At 71.5% G+C, this 18166-nt stretch carries 18 protein-coding genes and 1 pseudogene; 18 read left to right on the top strand and 1 reads right to left on the bottom strand.

What is annotated here, in order from left to right:
- Window positions 1-4: 4 nt before the first annotated feature.
- Entirely contained in the window at window positions 5-2452 is a 2448-nt protein-coding gene (locus ACIBBH_RS14185; protein ID WP_399404519.1) for a [protein-PII] uridylyltransferase, read from the top strand.
- 154 nt (window positions 2453-2606) lie between these two features.
- Entirely contained in the window at window positions 2607-4157 is a 1551-nt protein-coding gene (gene ffh, locus ACIBBH_RS14180) for a signal recognition particle protein (RefSeq protein ID WP_399404518.1), read from the top strand.
- A 102-nt stretch (window positions 4158-4259) separates the two neighbouring features.
- Here the strand turns inward: ffh and ACIBBH_RS14175 are convergent, their stop codons facing one another.
- A complete protein-coding gene (locus tag ACIBBH_RS14175; protein ID WP_399404517.1) occupies window positions 4260-5093 on the bottom strand; it encodes a class I SAM-dependent methyltransferase in 834 nt (277 codons plus the stop codon).
- A gap of 198 nt (window positions 5094-5291) precedes the next feature.
- On the opposite strand from ACIBBH_RS14175, the pseudogene proS reads away from it, so the two are divergent.
- The 16 genes and pseudogenes from proS to dprA all read left to right on the top strand — a co-directional run bounded on the left by proS (window position 5292) and on the right by dprA (window position 18122).
- Window positions 5292-6706, top strand: a pseudogene (proS, locus tag ACIBBH_RS14170) (proline--tRNA ligase).
- Between the two features lie 260 nt (window positions 6707-6966).
- Window positions 6967-7569, top strand: coding sequence for a hypothetical protein (locus ACIBBH_RS14165; protein ID WP_399404516.1), 603 nt, complete (start codon window positions 6967-6969; stop codon window positions 7567-7569).
- Between the two features lie 281 nt (window positions 7570-7850).
- Window positions 7851-8270 carry a 30S ribosomal protein S16 gene (gene rpsP, locus ACIBBH_RS14160; protein WP_061925778.1) on the top strand — a complete coding sequence of 140 codons (420 nt, stop codon included), beginning with the start codon at window positions 7851-7853 and terminating at the stop codon, window positions 8268-8270.
- Between the two features lie 5 nt (window positions 8271-8275).
- A complete protein-coding gene (locus tag ACIBBH_RS14155) occupies window positions 8276-8515 on the top strand; it encodes an RNA-binding protein (protein WP_003973401.1) in 240 nt (79 codons plus the stop codon).
- An 81-nt stretch (window positions 8516-8596) separates the two neighbouring features.
- Window positions 8597-9148: a ribosome maturation factor RimM gene (rimM, locus tag ACIBBH_RS14150; protein ID WP_399404515.1), complete on the top strand. Its 552-nt coding sequence runs from the start codon at window positions 8597-8599 to the stop codon at window positions 9146-9148.
- Entirely contained in the window at window positions 9148-9981 is an 834-nt protein-coding gene (gene trmD, locus ACIBBH_RS14145) for a tRNA (guanosine(37)-N1)-methyltransferase TrmD (RefSeq protein ID WP_399404514.1), read from the top strand. The genes rimM and trmD overlap by 1 nt, the downstream gene beginning before the upstream one ends.
- A gap of 134 nt (window positions 9982-10115) precedes the next feature.
- Window positions 10116-10466, top strand: coding sequence for a 50S ribosomal protein L19 (rplS, locus tag ACIBBH_RS14140; protein WP_061925786.1), 351 nt, complete (start codon window positions 10116-10118; stop codon window positions 10464-10466).
- Between the two features lie 45 nt (window positions 10467-10511).
- Window positions 10512-11213: a signal peptidase I gene (gene lepB, locus ACIBBH_RS14135; protein WP_399404513.1), complete on the top strand. Its 702-nt coding sequence runs from the start codon at window positions 10512-10514 to the stop codon at window positions 11211-11213.
- Complete coding sequence (gene lepB, locus ACIBBH_RS14130) at window positions 11206-12294, top strand: signal peptidase I (protein ID WP_399404512.1); 1089 nt, start codon at window positions 11206-11208, stop codon at window positions 12292-12294. The genes lepB (ACIBBH_RS14135) and lepB (ACIBBH_RS14130) overlap by 8 nt, the downstream gene beginning before the upstream one ends.
- Window positions 12185-13153, top strand: coding sequence for a signal peptidase I (lepB, locus tag ACIBBH_RS14125; protein WP_399404511.1), 969 nt, complete (start codon window positions 12185-12187; stop codon window positions 13151-13153). The genes lepB (ACIBBH_RS14130) and lepB (ACIBBH_RS14125) overlap by 110 nt, the downstream gene beginning before the upstream one ends.
- Before the next feature lie 60 nt (window positions 13154-13213).
- Complete coding sequence (gene lepB, locus ACIBBH_RS14120) at window positions 13214-13996, top strand: signal peptidase I (protein ID WP_399404510.1); 783 nt, start codon at window positions 13214-13216, stop codon at window positions 13994-13996.
- Window positions 13986-14510: an NUDIX hydrolase gene (locus ACIBBH_RS14115; protein ID WP_399404509.1), complete on the top strand. Its 525-nt coding sequence runs from the start codon at window positions 13986-13988 to the stop codon at window positions 14508-14510. Before lepB (ACIBBH_RS14120) ends, ACIBBH_RS14115 begins: the two co-directional genes overlap by 11 nt.
- Before the next feature lie 56 nt (window positions 14511-14566).
- Window positions 14567-14875, top strand: coding sequence for a DUF2469 domain-containing protein (locus tag ACIBBH_RS14110; protein WP_003965949.1), 309 nt, complete (start codon window positions 14567-14569; stop codon window positions 14873-14875).
- A 58-nt stretch (window positions 14876-14933) separates the two neighbouring features.
- The gene (locus ACIBBH_RS14105) at window positions 14934-15338 is read left to right on the top strand and encodes a YraN family protein (protein WP_399404508.1); all 405 of its coding nucleotides are present in this window, start codon (window positions 14934-14936) and stop codon (window positions 15336-15338) included.
- Between the two features lies 1 nt (window position 15339).
- Window positions 15340-16965, top strand: a complete 1626-nt coding sequence (locus ACIBBH_RS14100; protein WP_399404507.1) for a YifB family Mg chelatase-like AAA ATPase — start codon at window positions 15340-15342, stop codon at window positions 16963-16965.
- The gene (gene dprA / locus ACIBBH_RS14095) at window positions 16962-18122 is read left to right on the top strand and encodes a DNA-processing protein DprA (protein WP_399404506.1); all 1161 of its coding nucleotides are present in this window, start codon (window positions 16962-16964) and stop codon (window positions 18120-18122) included. The genes ACIBBH_RS14100 and dprA overlap by 4 nt, the downstream gene beginning before the upstream one ends.
- The last annotated feature ends 44 nt before the right edge of the window (window positions 18123-18166 follow it).

The raw sequence follows: 18166 nt of genomic DNA, 5'->3' as shown, positions 1-18166 counted from the left end.
CTGGGTGACGGGTACGGATGTTCGGAAAGAAGCGGATGACTCGGGACCCAGCGGCTACGCGGCGGCCCGGCTGCGCCTCCTCGGTGAGGGGGCGCAGTCCGGGCCGCCGCGCCGTGCCGCCCTCGCCGAACTGACGGACGACTGGCTGTCGGGGCTGTTCACCGCGGCGGCCGACGGGCTCCGGGGTGTCTCCCTGGTCGCCGTCGGCGGCTACGGGCGCGGTGAACTGTCCCCCCGCAGCGACCTCGACCTGCTCCTGCTGCACGACGGCGGTGACGCCAAGGCGGTCGCCGCCCTCGCCGACCGCATCTGGTATCCGGTCTGGGACCTCGGTCTCGCCCTCGACCATTCCGTGCGCACCCCGGCCGAGGCCCGCAAGACCGCCGGCGAGGACCTCAAGGTCCAGCTCGGCCTCCTCGACGCCCGCCATCTCGCCGGCGACCTCGGCCTGACGGCCGGGCTGCGTACGGCGGTGCTCGCCGACTGGCGCAACCAGGCGCCGAAACGTCTCCCCGAACTCCAGGAGCTGTGCGCCGAGCGCGCCGAGCGCCAGGGCGAGCTGCAGTACCTGCTGGAACCCGACCTCAAGGAGGCGAGGGGCGGCCTGCGCGACGCCACCGCCCTGCGCGCGGTCGCCGCCTCCTGGCTGGCCGACGCCCCGCGCGAGGGCCTCGCGGACGCCCGTCGGCGTCTGCTCGACGTCCGCGACGCCCTGCACCTGACGACGGGCCGGGCCACCGACCGGCTGGCTCTGCAGGAACAGGACCAGGTCGCCGCCGAGCTCGGCCTGCTCGACGCCGACACGCTGCTGCGGCAGGTGTACGAGGCGGCGCGCGTGATCTCGTACGCCAGCGATGTCACCTGGCGTGAAGTGGGGCGCGTACTGCGGTCGCGTGCCGTGCGGCCGAGGCTGCGCGCCATGCTCGGCGGCGGCAAGCCCGTCAGCGAGCGGTCTCCGCTGGCCGAGGGGGTCGTGGAGCAGGACGGCGAGGTGGTGCTCGCCCGCGCCGCGCGCCCTGAACGCGACCCTGTGCTCCCGCTGCGCGCCGCGGCCGCCGCCGCGCAGGCCGGCCTCCCGCTCTCCCTGCACGCCGTACGGCGTATGGCGGCCCACGTGCGCCCCCTGCCCACGCCCTGGCCCGCCGAGGCTCGCGAGCAGCTCGTGACCCTCCTCGGCTCCGGCCGCCCCACGGTGGAGGTCTGGGAGGCACTGGAGGCGGAGGGTCTGATCACCGGGCTCCTGCCCGACTGGGAGCGGGTCCGCTGCCGCCCGCAGCGCAACGCCGTCCACATCTGGACCGTCGACCGGCACCTGATCGAAACAGCCGTCCGCGCCTCCGAGCTGACCCGCCGCGTCAGCCGCCCCGACCTGCTCCTCGTCGCCGCGCTGCTGCACGACATCGGCAAGGGCTGGCCCGGCGACCACTCCATGGCCGGCGAGATCATCGCCAAGGACGTCGCGGCACGCATCGGCTTCGACCGCGCGGACGTCGCCGTCCTGTCCACGCTCGTACGCCACCACCTCCTTCTCATCGAGACCGCCACCCGGCGCGACCTGGAGGACCCGGCCACCGTCCGCTCGGTCGCCGAGGCGGTCGGTACCCAGAGCACGCTGGAGCTGCTGCACGCGCTGACGGAGGCGGACGCGCTGGCCACCGGGCCCGCCGCCTGGTCGTCCTGGCGCGGCTCTCTGGTGGCCGACCTGGTCAAGCGGGTCTCCGCCGTCCTCGCCGGTGACGCTCCCGAGGAGCCCGAGGCCGCCGCGCCCACCGCCGAGCAGGAGCGGCTCGCCGTCGAGGCCTTCCGCACCGGCGGGCCGGTCCTGGCGCTGCGCGCCCAGACCGAGCCGCCCGCCGAGGAACCCTCGGGCGAACCCGAGCCCCTCGGCGTGGAGCTGGTCATCGCCGTCCCCGACCAGCCGGGCGTCCTGCCCGCCGTCGCCGGCGTCCTCGCCATGCACCGCCTGACCGTCCGCACGGCGGAGCTGCGCGCCCTGGACCTGCCCGACGGCTTCGGCGAGGGCTCGGTCCTGCTCCTGGACTGGCGGGTCGCCGCGGAGTACGGCTCCCTGCCGCAGGCCGCCCGCCTGCGCGCCGACCTCGTACGCGCCCTGGACGGCACACTGGACATCGCGGCCCGTCTGGCGGAGCGGGACGCGGCCTACCCGCGCCGCCGCGGCTGGGTGGCCCCGCCCCCACGGGTCACGGTCGCCCCGGCCGCCTCCCACCACGCCACGGTGATCGAGGTCCGCGCCCAGGACGCGCCCGGGCTGCTGTTCCGGATCGGGGCGGCGCTGGAGAAGGCGGGAGTGCTGGTGCGCAGCATGCACGTCAGCACTTTGGGCTCGAACGCGGTCGACGCCTTCTACGTCACGACTGGTACGGCTGCCCCCTTGCCGGGGGAGGAGGCGGCTTCGGTCGCGCGGGCGTTGGAGGAGACGCTGAGGGCGTGACCTGAGCAAGCTGCCGGGGATGTGGTGCTCCCCGGCCGACACGGAGTTTCCGTCCCCGCCCGCCGAACACAGCGGGCGGGGACGATTTGCTTGCGCGGCCGGATACCCTGGAGGGCAGCCCAAACTGTCGCCGACTCCAAGGACCGACGCCGCCGTGTTCGATACTCTCTCCGACCGCCTCAGCGCGACTTTCAAAAACCTCCGCGGCAAAGGCAGGCTGAGCGAGGCGGACATCGACGCGACGGCGCGCGAGATCCGCATCGCGCTCCTCGAAGCGGATGTGGCCCTCCCCGTCGTGCGGACGTTCATCAAGAACGTCAAGGAGCGCGCGCTCGGCGCCGAGGTCTCCCGGGCGCTCAACCCCGCCCAGCAGGTGCTGAAGATCGTCAACGACGAGCTCGTCACCATCCTCGGCGGCGAGACGCGGCGCCTGCGCTTCGCCAAGCAGCCCCCCACCGTGATCATGCTCGCCGGTCTCCAGGGTGCCGGTAAGACCACCCTCGCCGGCAAGCTCGGCCGGTGGCTCAAGGAGCAGGGGCACTCCCCGCTGCTGGTCGCCGCCGACCTCCAGCGGCCGAACGCCGTGAACCAGCTGAGCGTGGTCGCCGAGCGCGCCGGGGTCGCCGTGTACGCCCCGGAGCCGGGCAACGGCGTCGGAGACCCGGTCAAGGTCGCCAAGGACTCCATCGAGCACGCCAAGCAGAAGGTCCACGACATCGTGATCGTGGACACCGCCGGCCGCCTGGGCATCGACCAGGAGATGATGCAGCAGGCGGCGGACATCAGGGACGTGGTCTCGCCCGACGAGATCCTCTTCGTCGTCGACGCCATGATCGGTCAGGACGCCGTCAACACCGCGGAGGCGTTCCGCGACGGCGTCGGCTTCGACGGTGTCGTGCTGTCCAAGCTCGACGGTGACGCCCGCGGTGGTGCGGCCCTGTCGATCGCCTCGGTCACCGGCAAGCCGATCATGTTCGCGTCGAACGGCGAGAAGCTCGAGGACTTCGACGCCTTCCACCCGGACCGGATGGCCTCCCGCATCCTCGACATGGGTGACCTGCTCACCCTGATCGAGCAGGCGGAGAAGACGTTCAGCCAGGAAGAGGCCGAGAAGATGGCCTCCAAGCTGGCGTCCAAGAAGGGCCAGGACTTCACCCTGGACGACTTCCTGGCCCAGATGGAGCAGGTCAGGAAGATGGGCTCCATCTCGAAGCTGCTCGGCATGCTTCCCGGCATGGGCCAGATCAAGGACCAGATCAACAACCTCGACGAGCGGGAAGTCGACCGGATCGGCGCGATCATCAAGTCGATGACCCCGGGCGAGCGCCAGGACCCGACGATCATCAACGGCTCCCGCCGCGCCCGCATCGCCAAGGGTTCCGGTGTCGAGGTCAGCGCGGTGAAGGGCCTGGTCGAGCGGTTCTTCGAGGCCCGCAAGATGATGTCCCGCATGGCCCAGGGCGGCGGCATGCCCGGCATGCCGGGGATCCCGGGCATGGGCGGCGGCCCCGGCCGCAACAAGAAGCAGCCGAAGAAGGCCAAGGGCAAGCAGCGCTCCGGCAACCCGATGAAGCGCAAGCAGCAGGAGCTGGAGGCGGCCCAGCGCCGCGAGGCGGCCGCCCAGGGCGGCAACGCCTTCGGCCTGCCGCAGCAGGGCGGTCAGGACTTCGAACTGCCGGACGACTTCAAGAAGTTCATGGGCTGACGTGGGCTGACGTCCACGAAGTTCGCTGCGGGGGGTTTCCGGCCAATCCGCTGATCCCGGCCGAGGACGGGGGCCCGCCCGGGCCCCGTCCCCCGGCTCTGTCTAAGGAATGCGCGCGATCAGGTAGCGGAACACGTTCGGCATCCACACCGTGCCGTCCTGCCGCCGGTACGGGTGCAGTGCCTCCGTCAGTTCCTTGTCGACCCGCTCCTGGTCCGTCGCGGCGATCGCCCCGTCGAACAGGCCGGTCGACATGAGCCCGCGCGTGGCGCTGTCCAGATCGGCGTAGCCGAAGGGGCAGGCGACCCGGCCGGAGCCGTCCGGTTTCAGTCCGGCCCGCTGGGCGAACTCCTCGAGGTCGTCGCGCAGGGCGGGGCGCCACCTGGCCGGCCGGGTGGCAGCCCGCAGCACCGTCGTCGTGGCGCAGCGCTCCGGCGGACCCCAGCCGGCCAGCACCACGGGCGTCCCGCGCTCGGCGAGCGGGGCCGCGGCGGCGAGGAGTTCGCCGAGGTCCTCGCAGTCGCCCGCCAGGGACCCGACGGGGTCTAAGGCGGTGACCAGGGTGTAGGCCGGGGTGTCCGCGTCGGCCGCGTCGCGGAGTGAGCCGGCGACGATCCGGGTGCGGGCACGCGCGCGCGTGGTCCAGCCGTCCGGCTGCAGCCGTTGCCGCGCGAGGGCGAGTCGTTCGGGTGAGGAGTCGACACCGGCGACCGCGGCCCCTCTGGAGACCGCCATCAGCAGGGCGAGTCCGGAGCCGCAGCCGAGGCCCAGCAGCCGTGTGCCGGGGCCCACTTCAAGTCGCTCGTAGACGGCCTCGTAGAGCGGGACCAGCATCCGCTCCTGAATCTCGGACCAGTCACGCGCGCGTGCGCACAGGTTCACGCGGGGAGGCGACCCCACGGGAGACAGGTGTTGCCGCACGAGCGTAGGTGTCATAGGTAAGCGCCCCAATCCGCAGAGAGTTGCCGCTGTGCCCCGTTGCGTGGCCCCCGTGAGTGCGCTCGCACTTTCCACGTATGTCAGGTAACTCCGGGCTCGCGGCGGCGTCCAGTGGTCGAGGGGCCCTCCTTGTGCCTTCCCTGCGCCTGTGGCGAGAATTCACATGCCCGCAATGTGAGCCCGTACCATCTCGCCATGGCCAGGGCACCCGTTCTCACGCCTCGGGCGGACGACTTCCCGCGCTGGTACCAGGATCTGATCAACAAGGCCGAACTGGCCGACAACGGGCCGGTGCGCGGCACCATGGTCATCCGACCGTACGGGTACGGGCTGTGGGAGCGGATGCAGGCGGAGATGGACGCCCGCATCAAGGAGACGGGCACCCAGAACGCGTACTTCCCGCTGCTGATCCCGCAGTCGTACCTCACGCGCGAGGCCGACCACGTCGAGGGGTTCGCGCCCGAGCTCGCGGTGGTCACGCACGGCGGCGGCAAGGAGCTGGAGGAGCCGGCGGTGGTCCGGCCGACCTCCGAGACCATCATCAACGAGTACTTCTCCAAGTGGGTGCAGAGCTACCGCGACCTGCCCCTGCTGATCAACCAGTGGGCGAACGTGGTGCGTTGGGAGCTCAGGCCCCGGCTGTTCCTGCGGACGTCGGAGTTCCTGTGGCAGGAGGGCCACACCGCGCACGCCACGTACGAGGAGGCGCGCGACTTCGCCGCGCACATCCAGCGGAACGTCTACGGGGACTTCCTGACGAACATCCTCGCGATGGACTTCGTCTCCGGCCGCAAGACCGTCAAGGAGCGGTTCGCGGGCGCCATCAACACCCTCACTCTCGAGAGCATGATGGGCGACGGCAAGGCCTGCAGATGGTCACCAGCCATGAGCTGGGCCAGAACTTCGCCAAGGCGTTCAACACGCGGTACCTGTCCAAGGACGGCTCCCAGGAGTACGTCTGGCAGACCTCCTGGGGCTCGACCACCCGCATGATCGGCGCTCTGGTGATGACCCATGGCGACGACAACGGCCTCAGGGTCCCGCCGCGCCTGGCGCAGGTCCAGGTCGTCGTCCTCGCGATCAAGGGGGACGAGGCGGTTCTGGCCAAGGTCCGCGAGATCGGCGGCCGGCTGAAGGCGGCCGGCCTGCGCGTCCAGGTCGACGACCGCACCGACACCCTCTTCGGCCGCCGCGCCGTCGACTGGGAGCTCAAGGGCGTGCCCGTGCGCGTCGAGGTCGGCCCCCGTGACCTGGAGAACGGCACCGCGATGCTGGCCCGGCGCATCCCTGGGGGCAAGGAGCCGATGGCGATCGACACGCTCGCGGACGTGCTTCCCGCGCTGCTGGAGGAGGACCAGGCGCTGCTGCTGCGGCAGTCCCGCGAGCGCCGCGAGTCCCGCACCTGTGACGTGTCGTCGATCGAGCATGCCGTCGAGGCGGTGGGCGCGGGCCACTGGGCCCGCGTCCCGTGGGCGGTCCTCGGCGATGAGGGCGAGGCCAAGCTGGCCGACCACGCGGTGACCGTACGGTGTCTGGTCGCCGAGGACGGGTCGGTGCCGGACGACGAGGACGCGCCGGGTAACGTCGCGGTCGTCGCGCGCGCTTACTAAGTAGCGCCCCTGCGGCGGGAGAGCGACCGAAACGCCTCTTGTACATCTGCCGACCGCAGCCGCCCCGGCGCGTGGACCAGCTCTACGCGCCGGGCCGTACGTTGAACTACGTACCGGCTTGGTACGAGGTGTGAGGCTTCTCCGCAGATCAGCGCACCCGCCCTCGTCAGGACGCATCAGCGGCAACTGACGGGTACGTGCAAATTATTTGGGATGGCCCGGAATCGGAACACAGCGGCACCCAGGCTCGTTGTCATTACGTGAGCACGACACAGACACCACCTGTTCTCGCCGCAGAGCTGGCGCAGGCGTGGGCCGACATTCAGCGGTACCACCCCGAGCTGCCTGACCTTGCCGCGCCAGAGTCCCTGATCGGAGAGTCGTCGTCCGCCTGCGGTCACGAGCTCTCCTTCGAGCGACTGCTCCACGAAGCAGTCCATGGCATCGCCGCCGCGCGCGGAGTCCGCGACACCTCCCGCGCGGGGCGCTACCACAACCGCCGATTCCTCGCGATCGCCGAGGAGCTGGGCCTGGACCACCCCGACGAGCCGCACCCCAGCAGCGGCTTCTCGCTGGTCACGCTCAACCCCGAGGCGAAGCGGCGCTACCGGCCGACCATCGAGCGCCTCCAGCGGGCCCTGAAGGCCCACACGGCGGCCACGTCCTCCGACACGTCCCGGACCTTCCGCGGCCCCGCCGCCCGCCACGGCTCCTCCGGCGGCGGCGTCCGCGTCAAGGCGGTCTGCGACTGCGGCCGCAACGTCCGGGTGGTGCCGTCGGTCCTGGCCCAGGCGCCGATCGTGTGCGGCGGCTGCGGGAAGCCGTTCCGGATCCCGGAGATCGTGGGGGCGGCGGCGAGCTGAGGTCACGGCTGCTCGTGGCAGCCGTGACCCGGCCCCCGCCGGGCGAGCACCCGACGTTCTCACCTCCGCGCCGGGTGCCCCTCAGGCATGCCCGGGCCCGCACTCCCCACCCTCGGCCAGAAGCGACCCGCCGGGTATGGCACAATGGCTAGCTGTACTCGACAGCCGCACAGGACCCCTCTCTCCTCCGGCTGACGCGTCCATCGGGCACTCGGGTACCGCAACCCCACGCGGCCATCTCGCCGTGCCCAACCACGTCAAATCCAGGAGAACCCACTCCCGTGGCAGTCAAGATCAAGCTGAAGCGTCTGGGCAAGATCCGTTCGCCTCACTACCGCATCGTCGTCGCCGACTCCCGTACCCGCCGTGACGGCCGGGCCATCGAAGAGATCGGCAAGTACCACCCGACCTACAACCCGTCGGTCATCGAGGTGGACGCCGAGCGTGTGGCGTACTGGCTCGGTGTCGGCGCCCAGCCGACCGAGCCCGTGCTCGCCATCCTGAAGAAGACCGGCGACTGGCAGAAGTTCAAGGGCGAGCCCGCCCCGGCGCCGCTGCTCGTCGCCGAGCCGAAGGCCACGCGCCCGTCGTTCGAGGCTCTCGGCGGTGACGACGAGGGCAAGGGTGAGGCGATCACCCAGAAGAAGAAGGCTGAGAAGAAGGACGAGGCCGCGGCTGAGTCCGAGTCGACCGAGGCCTGAGCAGCATGCTCGAAGAGGCGCTTGAGCACCTCGTGAAGGGCATCGTCGACAACCCTGACGATGTGCAGGTCGCCTCGCGCAACCTGCGCCGCGGGCGCGTGCTCGAGGTCCGGGTCCACCCGGACGACCTCGGCAAGGTGATCGGCCGCAACGGCCGCACCGCGCGCGCCCTGCGCACCGTCGTGGGCGCCATCGGCGGCCGCGGCGTCCGCGTCGACCTCGTCGACGTGGACCACGTCCGCTGACGTTTCGCAGCACCGGCTCGGGCCGGGGAGGGCCACTGGGCCGTCCCCGGCCCGCAGTCGTATGACAGGAGATCAAGCACAGTGCAGCTGGTAGTCGCACGGATCGGCCGCGCCCACGGCATCAAGGGCGAGGTCACCGTCGAGGTCCGTACCGACGAGCCGGAACTGAGGCTCGCGCCCGGTGCCGTACTGACCACGGACCCCGCCTCCGCAGGTCCGCTCACCATCGCCACCGGCCGGGTGCACAGCGGCCGGCTCCTCCTGCGTTTCGAGGGCGTCGCCGACCGCAACGCCGCCGAGGCGCTGCGCAACACCCTCCTGATCGCCGAGGTCGACCCCGACGAGCTCCCCGAGGAGGAGGACGAGTACTACGACCACCAGCTCATCGACCTCGACGTGGTGACCGAGGACGGTACGGAGGTCGGCCGGATCACCGAGATCTCGCACCTGCCCACGCAGGACCTGTTCATCGTGGAACGCCCGGACGGGACCGAGGTCATGATCCCGTTCGTCGAGGAGATCGTCACCGAGATCGACCTGGAGGAGCAGAAGGCGGTCATCGCCCCGCCCCCCGGCCTGATCGACGACCGCGCCGAGATCGCGTCCCCAAGGGACTCCGGGGATGAGGCCTGATGCGCCTCGACGTCGTCACGATCTTCCCCGAGTACCTGGAACCGCTGAACGTCTCCCTCGTCGGCAAGGCACGCGCGCGTGGACAGCTGAACGTGCACGTGCACGACCTGCGCGGGTGGACGTACGACCGCCACAACACGGTCGACGACACGCCGTACGGCGGTGGCCCCGGCATGGTCATGAAGACGGAGCCCTGGGGCGACGCCCTCGACTCCGTCCTCGCCGACGGCTACGAGACGGGTTCTCACGCGCCCGTGCTGATCGTGCCCACCCCCAGCGGCCGCCCCTTCACCCAGGAGCTGGCCGTCGAACTGTCCGAGCGCCCCTGGCTGATCTTCACGCCGGCCCGGTACGAGGGCATCGACCGCCGGGTCATCGACGAGTACGCCACCCGGATACCCGTCTACGAGGTCTCCATCGGCGACTACGTCCTGGCCGGCGGCGAGGCGGCCGTCCTCGTCATCACGGAGGCCGTGGCGCGGCTGCTGCCCGGTGTCCTCGGGAACGCCGAGTCCCACCGGGACGACTCCTTCGCGCCCGGCGCGATGGCGAGCCTCCTGGAGGGCCCCGTCTACACCAAGCCGCCCCTATGGCGCGGCCGGGACATCCCGGAGGTGCTGCTCAGCGGCCATCACGGCAAGATCGCCCGCTGGCGCCGGGACGAGGCCCTGCGGCGTACGACGGCCAACCGGCCCGACCTCATCGAGCGCTGCGACCCCAAGGCGTTCGACAAGAAGGACCGCGAGATGCTGTCCATCCTGGGCTGGGCGCCGGATCCGCAGGGCGAACCGTACGGCCGATTTTGGCGCAGGACACAGGGCGTGGAAGAATAGACCGCTGTTGTGCGTCCGTCCGGCGTGCGCCCCTGCCACAGGGGGAAACGACGCCCGCCCCGACCCGCACGGCAGTCCTCCTGGAAACCTAGTTCCGTTGATGACCTGTGGCATCAGCGAAGAAAGCAGACGAAATGTCTCACCTGCTCGACACCGTCGACTCCGCGTCGCTGCGCAGCGACATCCCGGCCTTCCGTCCGGGTGACACCGTCAACGTCCACGTGCGCGTCATCGAGGGCAACCGCTCCCGTGTGCAGCAGTTCAAGGGCGTTGTGATCCGCCGCCAGGGTTCCGGTGTCCGCGAGACCTTCACGGTCCGCAAGGTCTCCTTCTCCGTCGGCGTCGAGCGCACCTTCCCGGTGCACACCCCGATCGTGGAGAAGATCGAGCTCGTCACCCGCGGTGACGTGCGCCGCGCCAAGCTGTACTACCTGCGTGAGCTGCGCGGCAAGGCCGCGAAGATCAAGGAGAAGCGCGAGAGCTGAGCGCTTCTCGGCAGTCACATCGGGGCCGGATAGCATCGGGCCCCGATGGACACCGAAGCACAGCCGACGACGGACCGCGACCGCTCCTCCCACCCCGACACCCCGGGTACGGAGGGACGGTCGCGTTTCGCGTTGGTGTCGCGGATCACCGACTGGCTGCCGGGCGGGCGGATCACCCTGACCCTGTTCGTCTGCCTGGTGTTTCTGCTTCTCCTCAACACGTTCGTGGTGCAACCGTTCCAGATTCCGAGCGGATCCATGGAACAGGGATTGAGGATCGGGGACCGCGTTCTCGTAAACAAGTTGGCGTACCGTTTCGGTGACCAGCCACGGCGTGGCGACGTGGTTGTGTTCGACGGCGCCGGGTATTTCGGGGACGCCGACTACGTCAAGCGCGTTGTGGGCGTGGCCGGAGACCACGTGGTCTGCTGCGACAAGGAGGGGAGGATCGAAGTGAACGGCCGGTCGGTCGACGAGACGGCGTTCCTCTACCCCGGGGACAGTCCGTCCGCCGTGCCCTTCGATGTCGTCGTGCCCGCCGGCAGGCTCTTCGTCCTCGGCGACCACCGCAGCGACTCCAGCGACTCCCGCGACCACCTGGGCTCGCCGGGCGGCGGCATGATTCCCGTCGGCGACGTGATCGGGCGGGCCGACTGGATCGTGTGGCCGTACGCCCACCTCACGCACCTGCGCCGCCCCGCCTCCTACGCGCGCGTGCCCGCCGCCGCGGAGGGCGCCCATGGGTAACCGTGGCAAGCCGCGCGGTGTGCCCAGCACCGCCGCCGACAACCTGCTGCCCACCGGCTCCCGCCGCACCTCCGGCCCGTCGGGCGGACGCACCCGCGCGGAGCGGCGCAAGCTCCAGCGCAAGGTCAAGCGCAAGCGCAGGCGCAGCGCGGTGCGGGAGGTCCCCCTCCTGGTCGGCGTGGCCGTCCTGATAGCGCTCGTGCTGAAGACCTTCCTCGTCCAGGCGTTCGTGATTCCGTCGGGCTCCATGGAGGAGACGATCCGGATCGGCGACCGCGTCCTGGTCGACAAGTTCACCCCGTGGTTCGGCTCCGAGCCGCAGCGCGGGGACGTCGTCGTGTTCCACGATCCGGGCGGCTGGCTGGCCGACGAGCAGACCGCCAAGAAGAACGACCCGGTGGGGGTCAAGCAGGTCAAGGAAGGCCTCCAGTTCATCGGCCTGCTGCCCTCCGACAACGAGAAGGACCTCATCAAGCGGGTCATCGGGGTCGGCGGAGACCACGTCAAGTGCTGCGACGCGCAGGGACGGGTGACCGTCAACGGCGTTCCCCTGACCGAAGGGGACTACCTGTACCCGGGCAACGCCCCGTCGCTCACGCCGTTCGACGTCACCGTCCCCGAGGGGCGGCTGTGGGTGATGGGTGACCACCGGGCCAACTCCGCGGACTCCCGCGCCCACCAGAACACCGGTTACGGCGGCACGGTCTCCGTGGACTCGGTGGTCGGACGCGCCATGGTCATCGGCTGGCCGCTGGGCCACTGGACCACCCTCAAAGAACCGCAAACCTTTTCTTCGGTGACCGACGCGGCGTCCACGACGACCTCGTCTCCCCAGCTGTCGCATAGGGTTGTTTCCGAGGATCCGAACGGAACGATCCAACTCCCGAGCCCTGCGGAACTTCCGCTCGTTATGGGAGTGGTGGGCCTGCACCGCGTAGGGCGCAGGCGGCGGCACAGAGTAAGGAGTTGGCGTGGGGGATGTGGCGGTTGGCGCACGGTCCGGACACGACGGCGAGGAGCACCGCGGACGCCCCGTGGACGCGACCCCTGGCGCGGACGACGCCGTGACCTCCGGGAATGACTCCGCGGCGGTCGAGGGTTACGGTACGGGACCGGGCGAGCGGCAGCCCCCGGGCGAGGACCAGGGCCCGGGCGAGTCGAGGCCGGCTCCGAAGAAACCCCGCTCCTTCTGGAAGGAGCTGCCGATCCTGGTCGGCATCGCGCTCGTACTGGCCCTGCTGATCAAGACGTTCCTGGTGCAGGCGTTCTCGATCCCGTCCGACTCGATGCAGAACACCCTGCAGGAGGGGGACCGGGTCCTCGTCGACAAGCTCACCCCGTGGTTCGGCTCCGAGCCCGAGCGCGGCGAGGTCATCGTCTTCCACGACCCCAGCAAGTGGCTGGCCGGCGAGCCGACGCCCGAACCGAACGCGGTGCAGAAGGTCCTCAGCTGGATCGGCCTGATGCCGTCGGCGGAGGAGAAGGACCTCATCAAGCGCGTGATCGGGGTCGGCGGTGACACGATCCGGTGCAAGGGGACCGGTCCGCTGACGGTCAACGGCAAGGCGCTGAACGAGCCGTACGTCTACCCCGGGAACACGCCCTGCACGGACGACGACCAGGGCGGCCAGTTCAAGGTCAAGGTGCCCGAGGGATACGTCTGGGTCATGGGCGACCACCGCCAGAACTCGCGTGACTCCCGCTACAACCAGGACGACAAGTACCACGGCATGGTCCCGGTCGACGACGTCGTCGGGCGCGCCGTCGTGAAGGCCTGGCCGATCAACCGCTGGGGCACCCTGCCGGTCCCCGACACCTTCGACCAGCCGGGCCTCGACGAGAAGTCCTCCTCCGCCGCGTCCCTCTCGGTGGCCCCGCAGGGCATCGCCCTGACGGCCGTGCTGCCGATGGCCGTGTGGCGGCGCAGGCGCAGCGGCTGACCAAGGCCGGGAGAAAGAGGGGCTGCCTCCTGTCGGTACCGCCCGGTAGGGTGCGGACCCATGGGCGGCGAGAGCACGACACGTACGGCCCCGCGCAGCGGCGGGGGCACAGACGCGGCGCAGGTGGGAAGCCGGCTCGGACAGCGGCTGTCCGGGCTGGCCGTGGCGCTGGGCCTGCTGCTGTTCCTCGGAGGATTCGCGTGGGGAGCGGTGGTCTACCGGCCGTACACCGTGCCCACCAGCTCGATGTCGCCGACGATCGACGCGGGCGACCGGGTGCTGGCCCAGCGCGTCGACGGCGGCGAGGTACGCCGCGGTGACGTCGTCGTCTTCCGGGACAAGAGCTGGGTGACGAACGCGAACGTCGTCAAGCGCGTGGTCGCGGTCGGCGGTGACACTGTCTCCTGCTGCACCAACGGCAGGCTGACCGTCAACGGCAAGCAGATCGACGAGCCGTACCTGCCCAAGGGCAGCCTGGCCGAGACCAAGAAGATCCCGACGGTGACCGTGCCCAAGGGCCGGCTGTTCGTCCTCGGTGACGAGCGCCAGGGCTCCCTGGACTCCACCGCCCACCTCACCGACGCCGCCAGCGGCACGGTCGCCCGCACCGCCGTGAGCGCCCGCGTCGACGCCGTCGTCTGGCCCATGAACGGCATGCTGAAGCGCCCGACCGGCTTCGAGACCCTGGGTGGCCTTTCCCGGCCCGGGCCGCTGCGCACGATCGTCCTGCTGATCGGGGGCGGTGCCGTCCTCATCCTGGGCGGCGGCGCCTACGGCCCGATCGCCAGGCGACTGGGCGGCAACCGCTCCCGCGCCCGTACGGAGCCCGTCGGTGCCCGCTGACGCCACGCAGGCGGGCGCGGACGCATTCGCGGGCGGGCTGCGCAAGGTCGCCCGGGTGGTCCTCCTCGATCCCGACGACCGCATCCTGCTCCTGCACGGCCACGAACCGGACGACCCGGCCGACGACTGGTGGTTCACCCCCGGCGGCGGGCTGGAGGGGGACGAGACGCGCGAAGAGGCCGCATTGCGGGAACTCGCCGAGGAGACCGGCATCACCGAGGTCGAAATCGGCCCGGTGCTGTGGCGGCGCAGGTGTTCGTTCCCGTTCGCCGGCCGCCGCTGGGACCAGGACGAGTGGTACTACCTGGCCCGCACGACCCGGACCGCGACCCGGGCGGCGGCCCTCACCGAGCTGGAGCGGCGCAGCGTCGCCGGAGCGCGCTGGTGGACGTGTCGGGAACTGACCCGGGCACATGAGACGGTGTATCCGACCAGACTCGCCGAGCTCCTTGGCAGGCTGCTCGACGAAGGTCCCCCGGCCACGCCCGTGACCCTTGACACGGAAATCGTCTAGGGGCCCGCGGGACTGGCGCACAATGGTGGGATCGCACGGCTGAAGGGGAACATGCCATGAGCGCCGAGGACCTCGAGAAGTACGAGACCGAGATGGAGCTGAAGCTCTACCGGGAGTACCGCGATGTCGTCGGTCTGTTCAAATACGTGATCGAGACCGAACGGCGCTTCTACCTCACCAACGACTACGAGATGCAGGTGCACTCGGTCCAGGGTGAGGTGTTCTTCGAGGTGTCCATGGCGGACGCCTGGGTCTGGGACATGTACCGGCCCGCCCGCTTCGTGAAGCAGGTACGCGTGCTCACGTTCAAGGACGTGAACATCGAGGAGCTGAACAAGAGCGACCTGGAGCTCCCGGGCGGGTGACGGAGTTGTCCACAACCGGTGAGTAGTCCACCAAGATCAACTTCTTGGGGCCGGATGCGTGACGGTTGGCGCCGGAGGTGGTGCCGACATGAACACACGCAACGCACAACGCAGTGCGATGGGCAAGTACGGCGAGGACCTGGCCGCGCGGCGGCTGGGCGACGCCGGGATGACGGTCCTGGAGCGCAACTGGCGCTGCGGCAGGACGGGTGAGATCGACATCGTGGCCCGGGACGGCGACGTCCTGGTGGTCTGCGAGGTCAAGACCCGCCGGGCGGGCTGCTTCGAGCATCCCATGGCCGGGGTCACACCGACCAAGGCGGAGCGTCTGCGCGGCCTGGCGCAGCGCTGGGCCCAGGAACACGGAGGCGCCCCGCCGGGCGGCGTCCGCATCGACCTGATCGGCGTCCTGCTCCCCGTCCGCGGCGCCCCCGTGGTCGAGCACGCGCGAGGGGTGGCCTGACATGGGCTTCGCGCGTACGTGCTCCGTGGCGCTGGTGGGCGTCGAGGGCGTGGTGGTCGAGGTCCAGGCCGACCTGGAGCCGGGCGTCGCCGCGTTCACCCTGGTGGGCCTGCCCGACAAGAGCCTGACGGAGAGCCGGGACCGGGTGCGGGCGGCGGTCGTGAACTCGGGCGGCGAGTGGCCGCAGAAGAAACTCACCGTGGGCCTCAGCCCGGCCTCGGTGCCGAAGGCCGGCAGCGGCTTCGACCTGGCGGTCGCCTGCGCGGTGCTCGGCGCCGCCGAGCGGATCGACCCGAGGGTCCTCGCCGACATCGTCATGATCGGGGAACTGGGACTGGACGGCCGGGTCCGTCCCGTCCGGGGCATCCTGCCGGCCGTGCTGGCCGCGGCCGACGCCGGCTACGAGCAGGTGGTCGTACCGGAGTGCGCCGCCGCCGAGGCGTCCCTGGTGCCCGGTGTCTCCGTGCTCGGGATCCGCAGCCTGCGGCAGCTGATCGCCGTCCTGACGGACGAGCCCGTACCCGACGAGGAACCCGACGACCTGGGGCGCCCGGACCCCCTCCTGGCCGGTCTGCGCGTGCCCGGAACGGGAGCGGCCACGGGCGTGCACAGCATGGGCGCCGCGCAGCACGAGCAGGCTCACGACCTCGCCGACGTCGTCGGCCAGGTCTCGGCACGCACGGCGGTGGAGGTGGCCGCCGCGGGCGGGCACCACCTTTTCCTCGAAGGACCGCCAGGCGCGGGCAAGACCATGCTCGCCGAGCGGCTGCCCGCCGTCCTGCCCCGGCTCTGCCGCCAGGACTCCCTGGAGGTGACGGCCGTCCACTCGGTGGCCGGGCTCCTGCCGCCCGGCAGGCCCCTCATCGACGTCGCCCCGTACTGCGCCCCGCACCACTCGGCCACCATGCAGTCCCTCGTCGGCGGCGGCCCCGGCGTCGCGCGGCCCGGAGCCGTCTCCCTCGCCCACCGGGGAGTGCTCTTCCTGGACGAGGCGCCGGAGTTCCATGGCCAGACCCTCGACGCCCTGCGGCAGCCACTGGAGTCGGGGCACGTCGTGATCGCGCGCAGCGCGGGCGTGGTGCGGTTCCCGGCCAGGTTCCTGATGGTGCTCGCGGCCAACCCGTGCCCCTGCGGACGCTTCTCGCAGCGCGACACGCTGTGCGAGTGCCCGCCCTCGGCGATCCGCCGCTACCAGTCCCGGCTCTCCGGCCCGCTCCTCGACCGGGTCGACCTGCGCGTCGGGGTCGACCCCGTCACCCGCGCCGAGCTCACCGAGCCCGGCGCACGGGGCGAGTGCACCGCGACGGTCGCCGACCGGGTCCGGGCGGCCAGGGAGCGGGCCGCAGCACGCCTGGCCGGAACCCCGTGGCGGACCAACAGCGAGGTCCCGGGGAGGGAACTGCGCAGCCGCTGGCACGCGGCGAGCGGTGCGATGGACGAGGCGGAGCGGAACCTGGAGCGGGGCGTGCTGACCGCCCGGGGCATCGACCGCGTGCTGCGCGTCGCCTGGACGGTGGCGGATCTCGTCGGTCACGACCGGCCCGGTGCCACCGACGTCGCCCTCGCCCTGCAGCTGCGCACCGGCGTCCCACGGGGCGTGTCGATGGCCATCGGGGCGCTGACGTGACCGCAGCCGAGGACCCGTACGGCGAGCGCCTGTGCCGGGCCTTCCTCACCCGGGTCCTCGAACCCGGCGACGAGACCGGCGGCCGCTGGATGCGGGAGCACGGGGTGCCGGAGGTGGCCCGGCGGCTGCGGGAGGGAGGTGAGCCGCTGCCGGGGGTGAGCGGGACGCGCTGGGCCGGGCTGCGGGCGCGGGCCGGGCGGGCCGAGCCGGAGCGGGACCTGGACGTCGCGCGGGCGGCCGGGGTGCGGTTCGTGTGCCCCGGGGACACCGAGTGGCCGGCCCAGCTCGACGACCTCGGGGACGCCCGGCCCCTGGGACTGTGGGTGCGCGGCCGGCCCAGCCTGCGGATGTGGGCGCTCAGATCGGTCGCCGTCGTGGGCGCCCGGGCCTGCACCGAGTACGGCGCCCATACGGCGGCCGCGCTCTCCGCCGGGCTCGCCGAGCGCGGCTGGGTGGTGGTCTCGGGCGGCGCCTACGGCATCGACGGCGCCGCCCACCGGGGCGCGCTCGGCGCGGGCGGGGCCACCGTCGCCGTCCTGGCCTGCGGCGTCGACCGGCCCTACCCGCGCGGACACACCCAGCTGATCACCAGGATCGCGGACCAGGGCCTCGTGATCGGGGAGCTGCCGCCCGGTGACCATCCGACGCCGAGCAGGTTCATCCTCCGCAACCGGGTCATCGCCGCGCTGACCAGGGGCACCGTGGTCGTCGAGGCGGCCTACCGCAGCGGCTCCCTGGTCACGGCGCGGGCGGCGCAGCGGCTGGGGCGGTTCACCATGGGCGTGCCCGGGCCCGTCACCAGCGCCCTCTCGGCGGGCGTGCACGAACTGCTGCGCGAGGAGGGGGTCCTCGTCACCGACGCCGCCGACGTCGTCGAGCTGGTCGGCGACATCGGCGAGCTGGCCCCGGCCAGGCGTGGCCCGGTGCTCCCGCGCGACCTGCTGGAAGCCGACGCGCGACGGGTCCTGGCAGCCCTCCCCGCGCACCGGCCGGCGCCGCCCGGGGAGATCGCGTGCGGCGCGCAGACCACCCAGGACGAGGCGATCGCCAGACTGTACGAACTCCGAGCACTTGGTTACGTCGAACGACACGGCGATGGCTGGAAGTTGACACGCCAGGCGGTGATCCCGGTCGGGGACGGCCGGACGCGATGCTGACCGAGCGTGTTCGGCCGTCCGGGGGAATCCTCGACACGCTTGGG

Origin of the sequence: Streptomyces sp. NPDC051636 (assembly GCF_044453765.1) — a bacterium.
Taxonomy (GTDB): domain Bacteria; phylum Actinomycetota; class Actinomycetes; order Streptomycetales; family Streptomycetaceae; genus Streptomyces.
Note: the sequence above shows the minus strand (reverse complement) of the source record. Positions and strands in the feature narration are given on the sequence as shown.

Excerpts from the sequence above, each read along its gene's own strand:
- ACIBBH_RS14175 (WP_399404517.1), bottom strand. The coding sequence starts at position 5,093 with ATGACACCTACGCTCGTGCGGCAACACCTGTCTCCCGTGGGGTCGCCT.
- ACIBBH_RS14155 (WP_003973401.1), top strand. The coding sequence starts at position 8,276 with ATGCTCGAAGAGGCGCTTGAGCACCTCGTGAAGGGCATCGTCGACAAC.
- trmD (WP_399404514.1), top strand. The coding sequence starts at position 9,148 with ATGCGCCTCGACGTCGTCACGATCTTCCCCGAGTACCTGGAACCGCTG.
- rplS (WP_061925786.1), top strand. The coding sequence starts at position 10,116 with ATGTCTCACCTGCTCGACACCGTCGACTCCGCGTCGCTGCGCAGCGAC.
- lepB (WP_399404513.1), top strand. The coding sequence starts at position 10,512 with ATGGACACCGAAGCACAGCCGACGACGGACCGCGACCGCTCCTCCCAC.
- lepB (WP_399404512.1), top strand. The coding sequence starts at position 11,206 with ATGGGTAACCGTGGCAAGCCGCGCGGTGTGCCCAGCACCGCCGCCGAC.
- lepB (WP_399404510.1), top strand. The coding sequence starts at position 13,214 with ATGGGCGGCGAGAGCACGACACGTACGGCCCCGCGCAGCGGCGGGGGC.
- ACIBBH_RS14110 (WP_003965949.1), top strand. The coding sequence starts at position 14,567 with ATGAGCGCCGAGGACCTCGAGAAGTACGAGACCGAGATGGAGCTGAAG.
- ACIBBH_RS14100 (WP_399404507.1), top strand. The coding sequence starts at position 15,340 with ATGGGCTTCGCGCGTACGTGCTCCGTGGCGCTGGTGGGCGTCGAGGGC.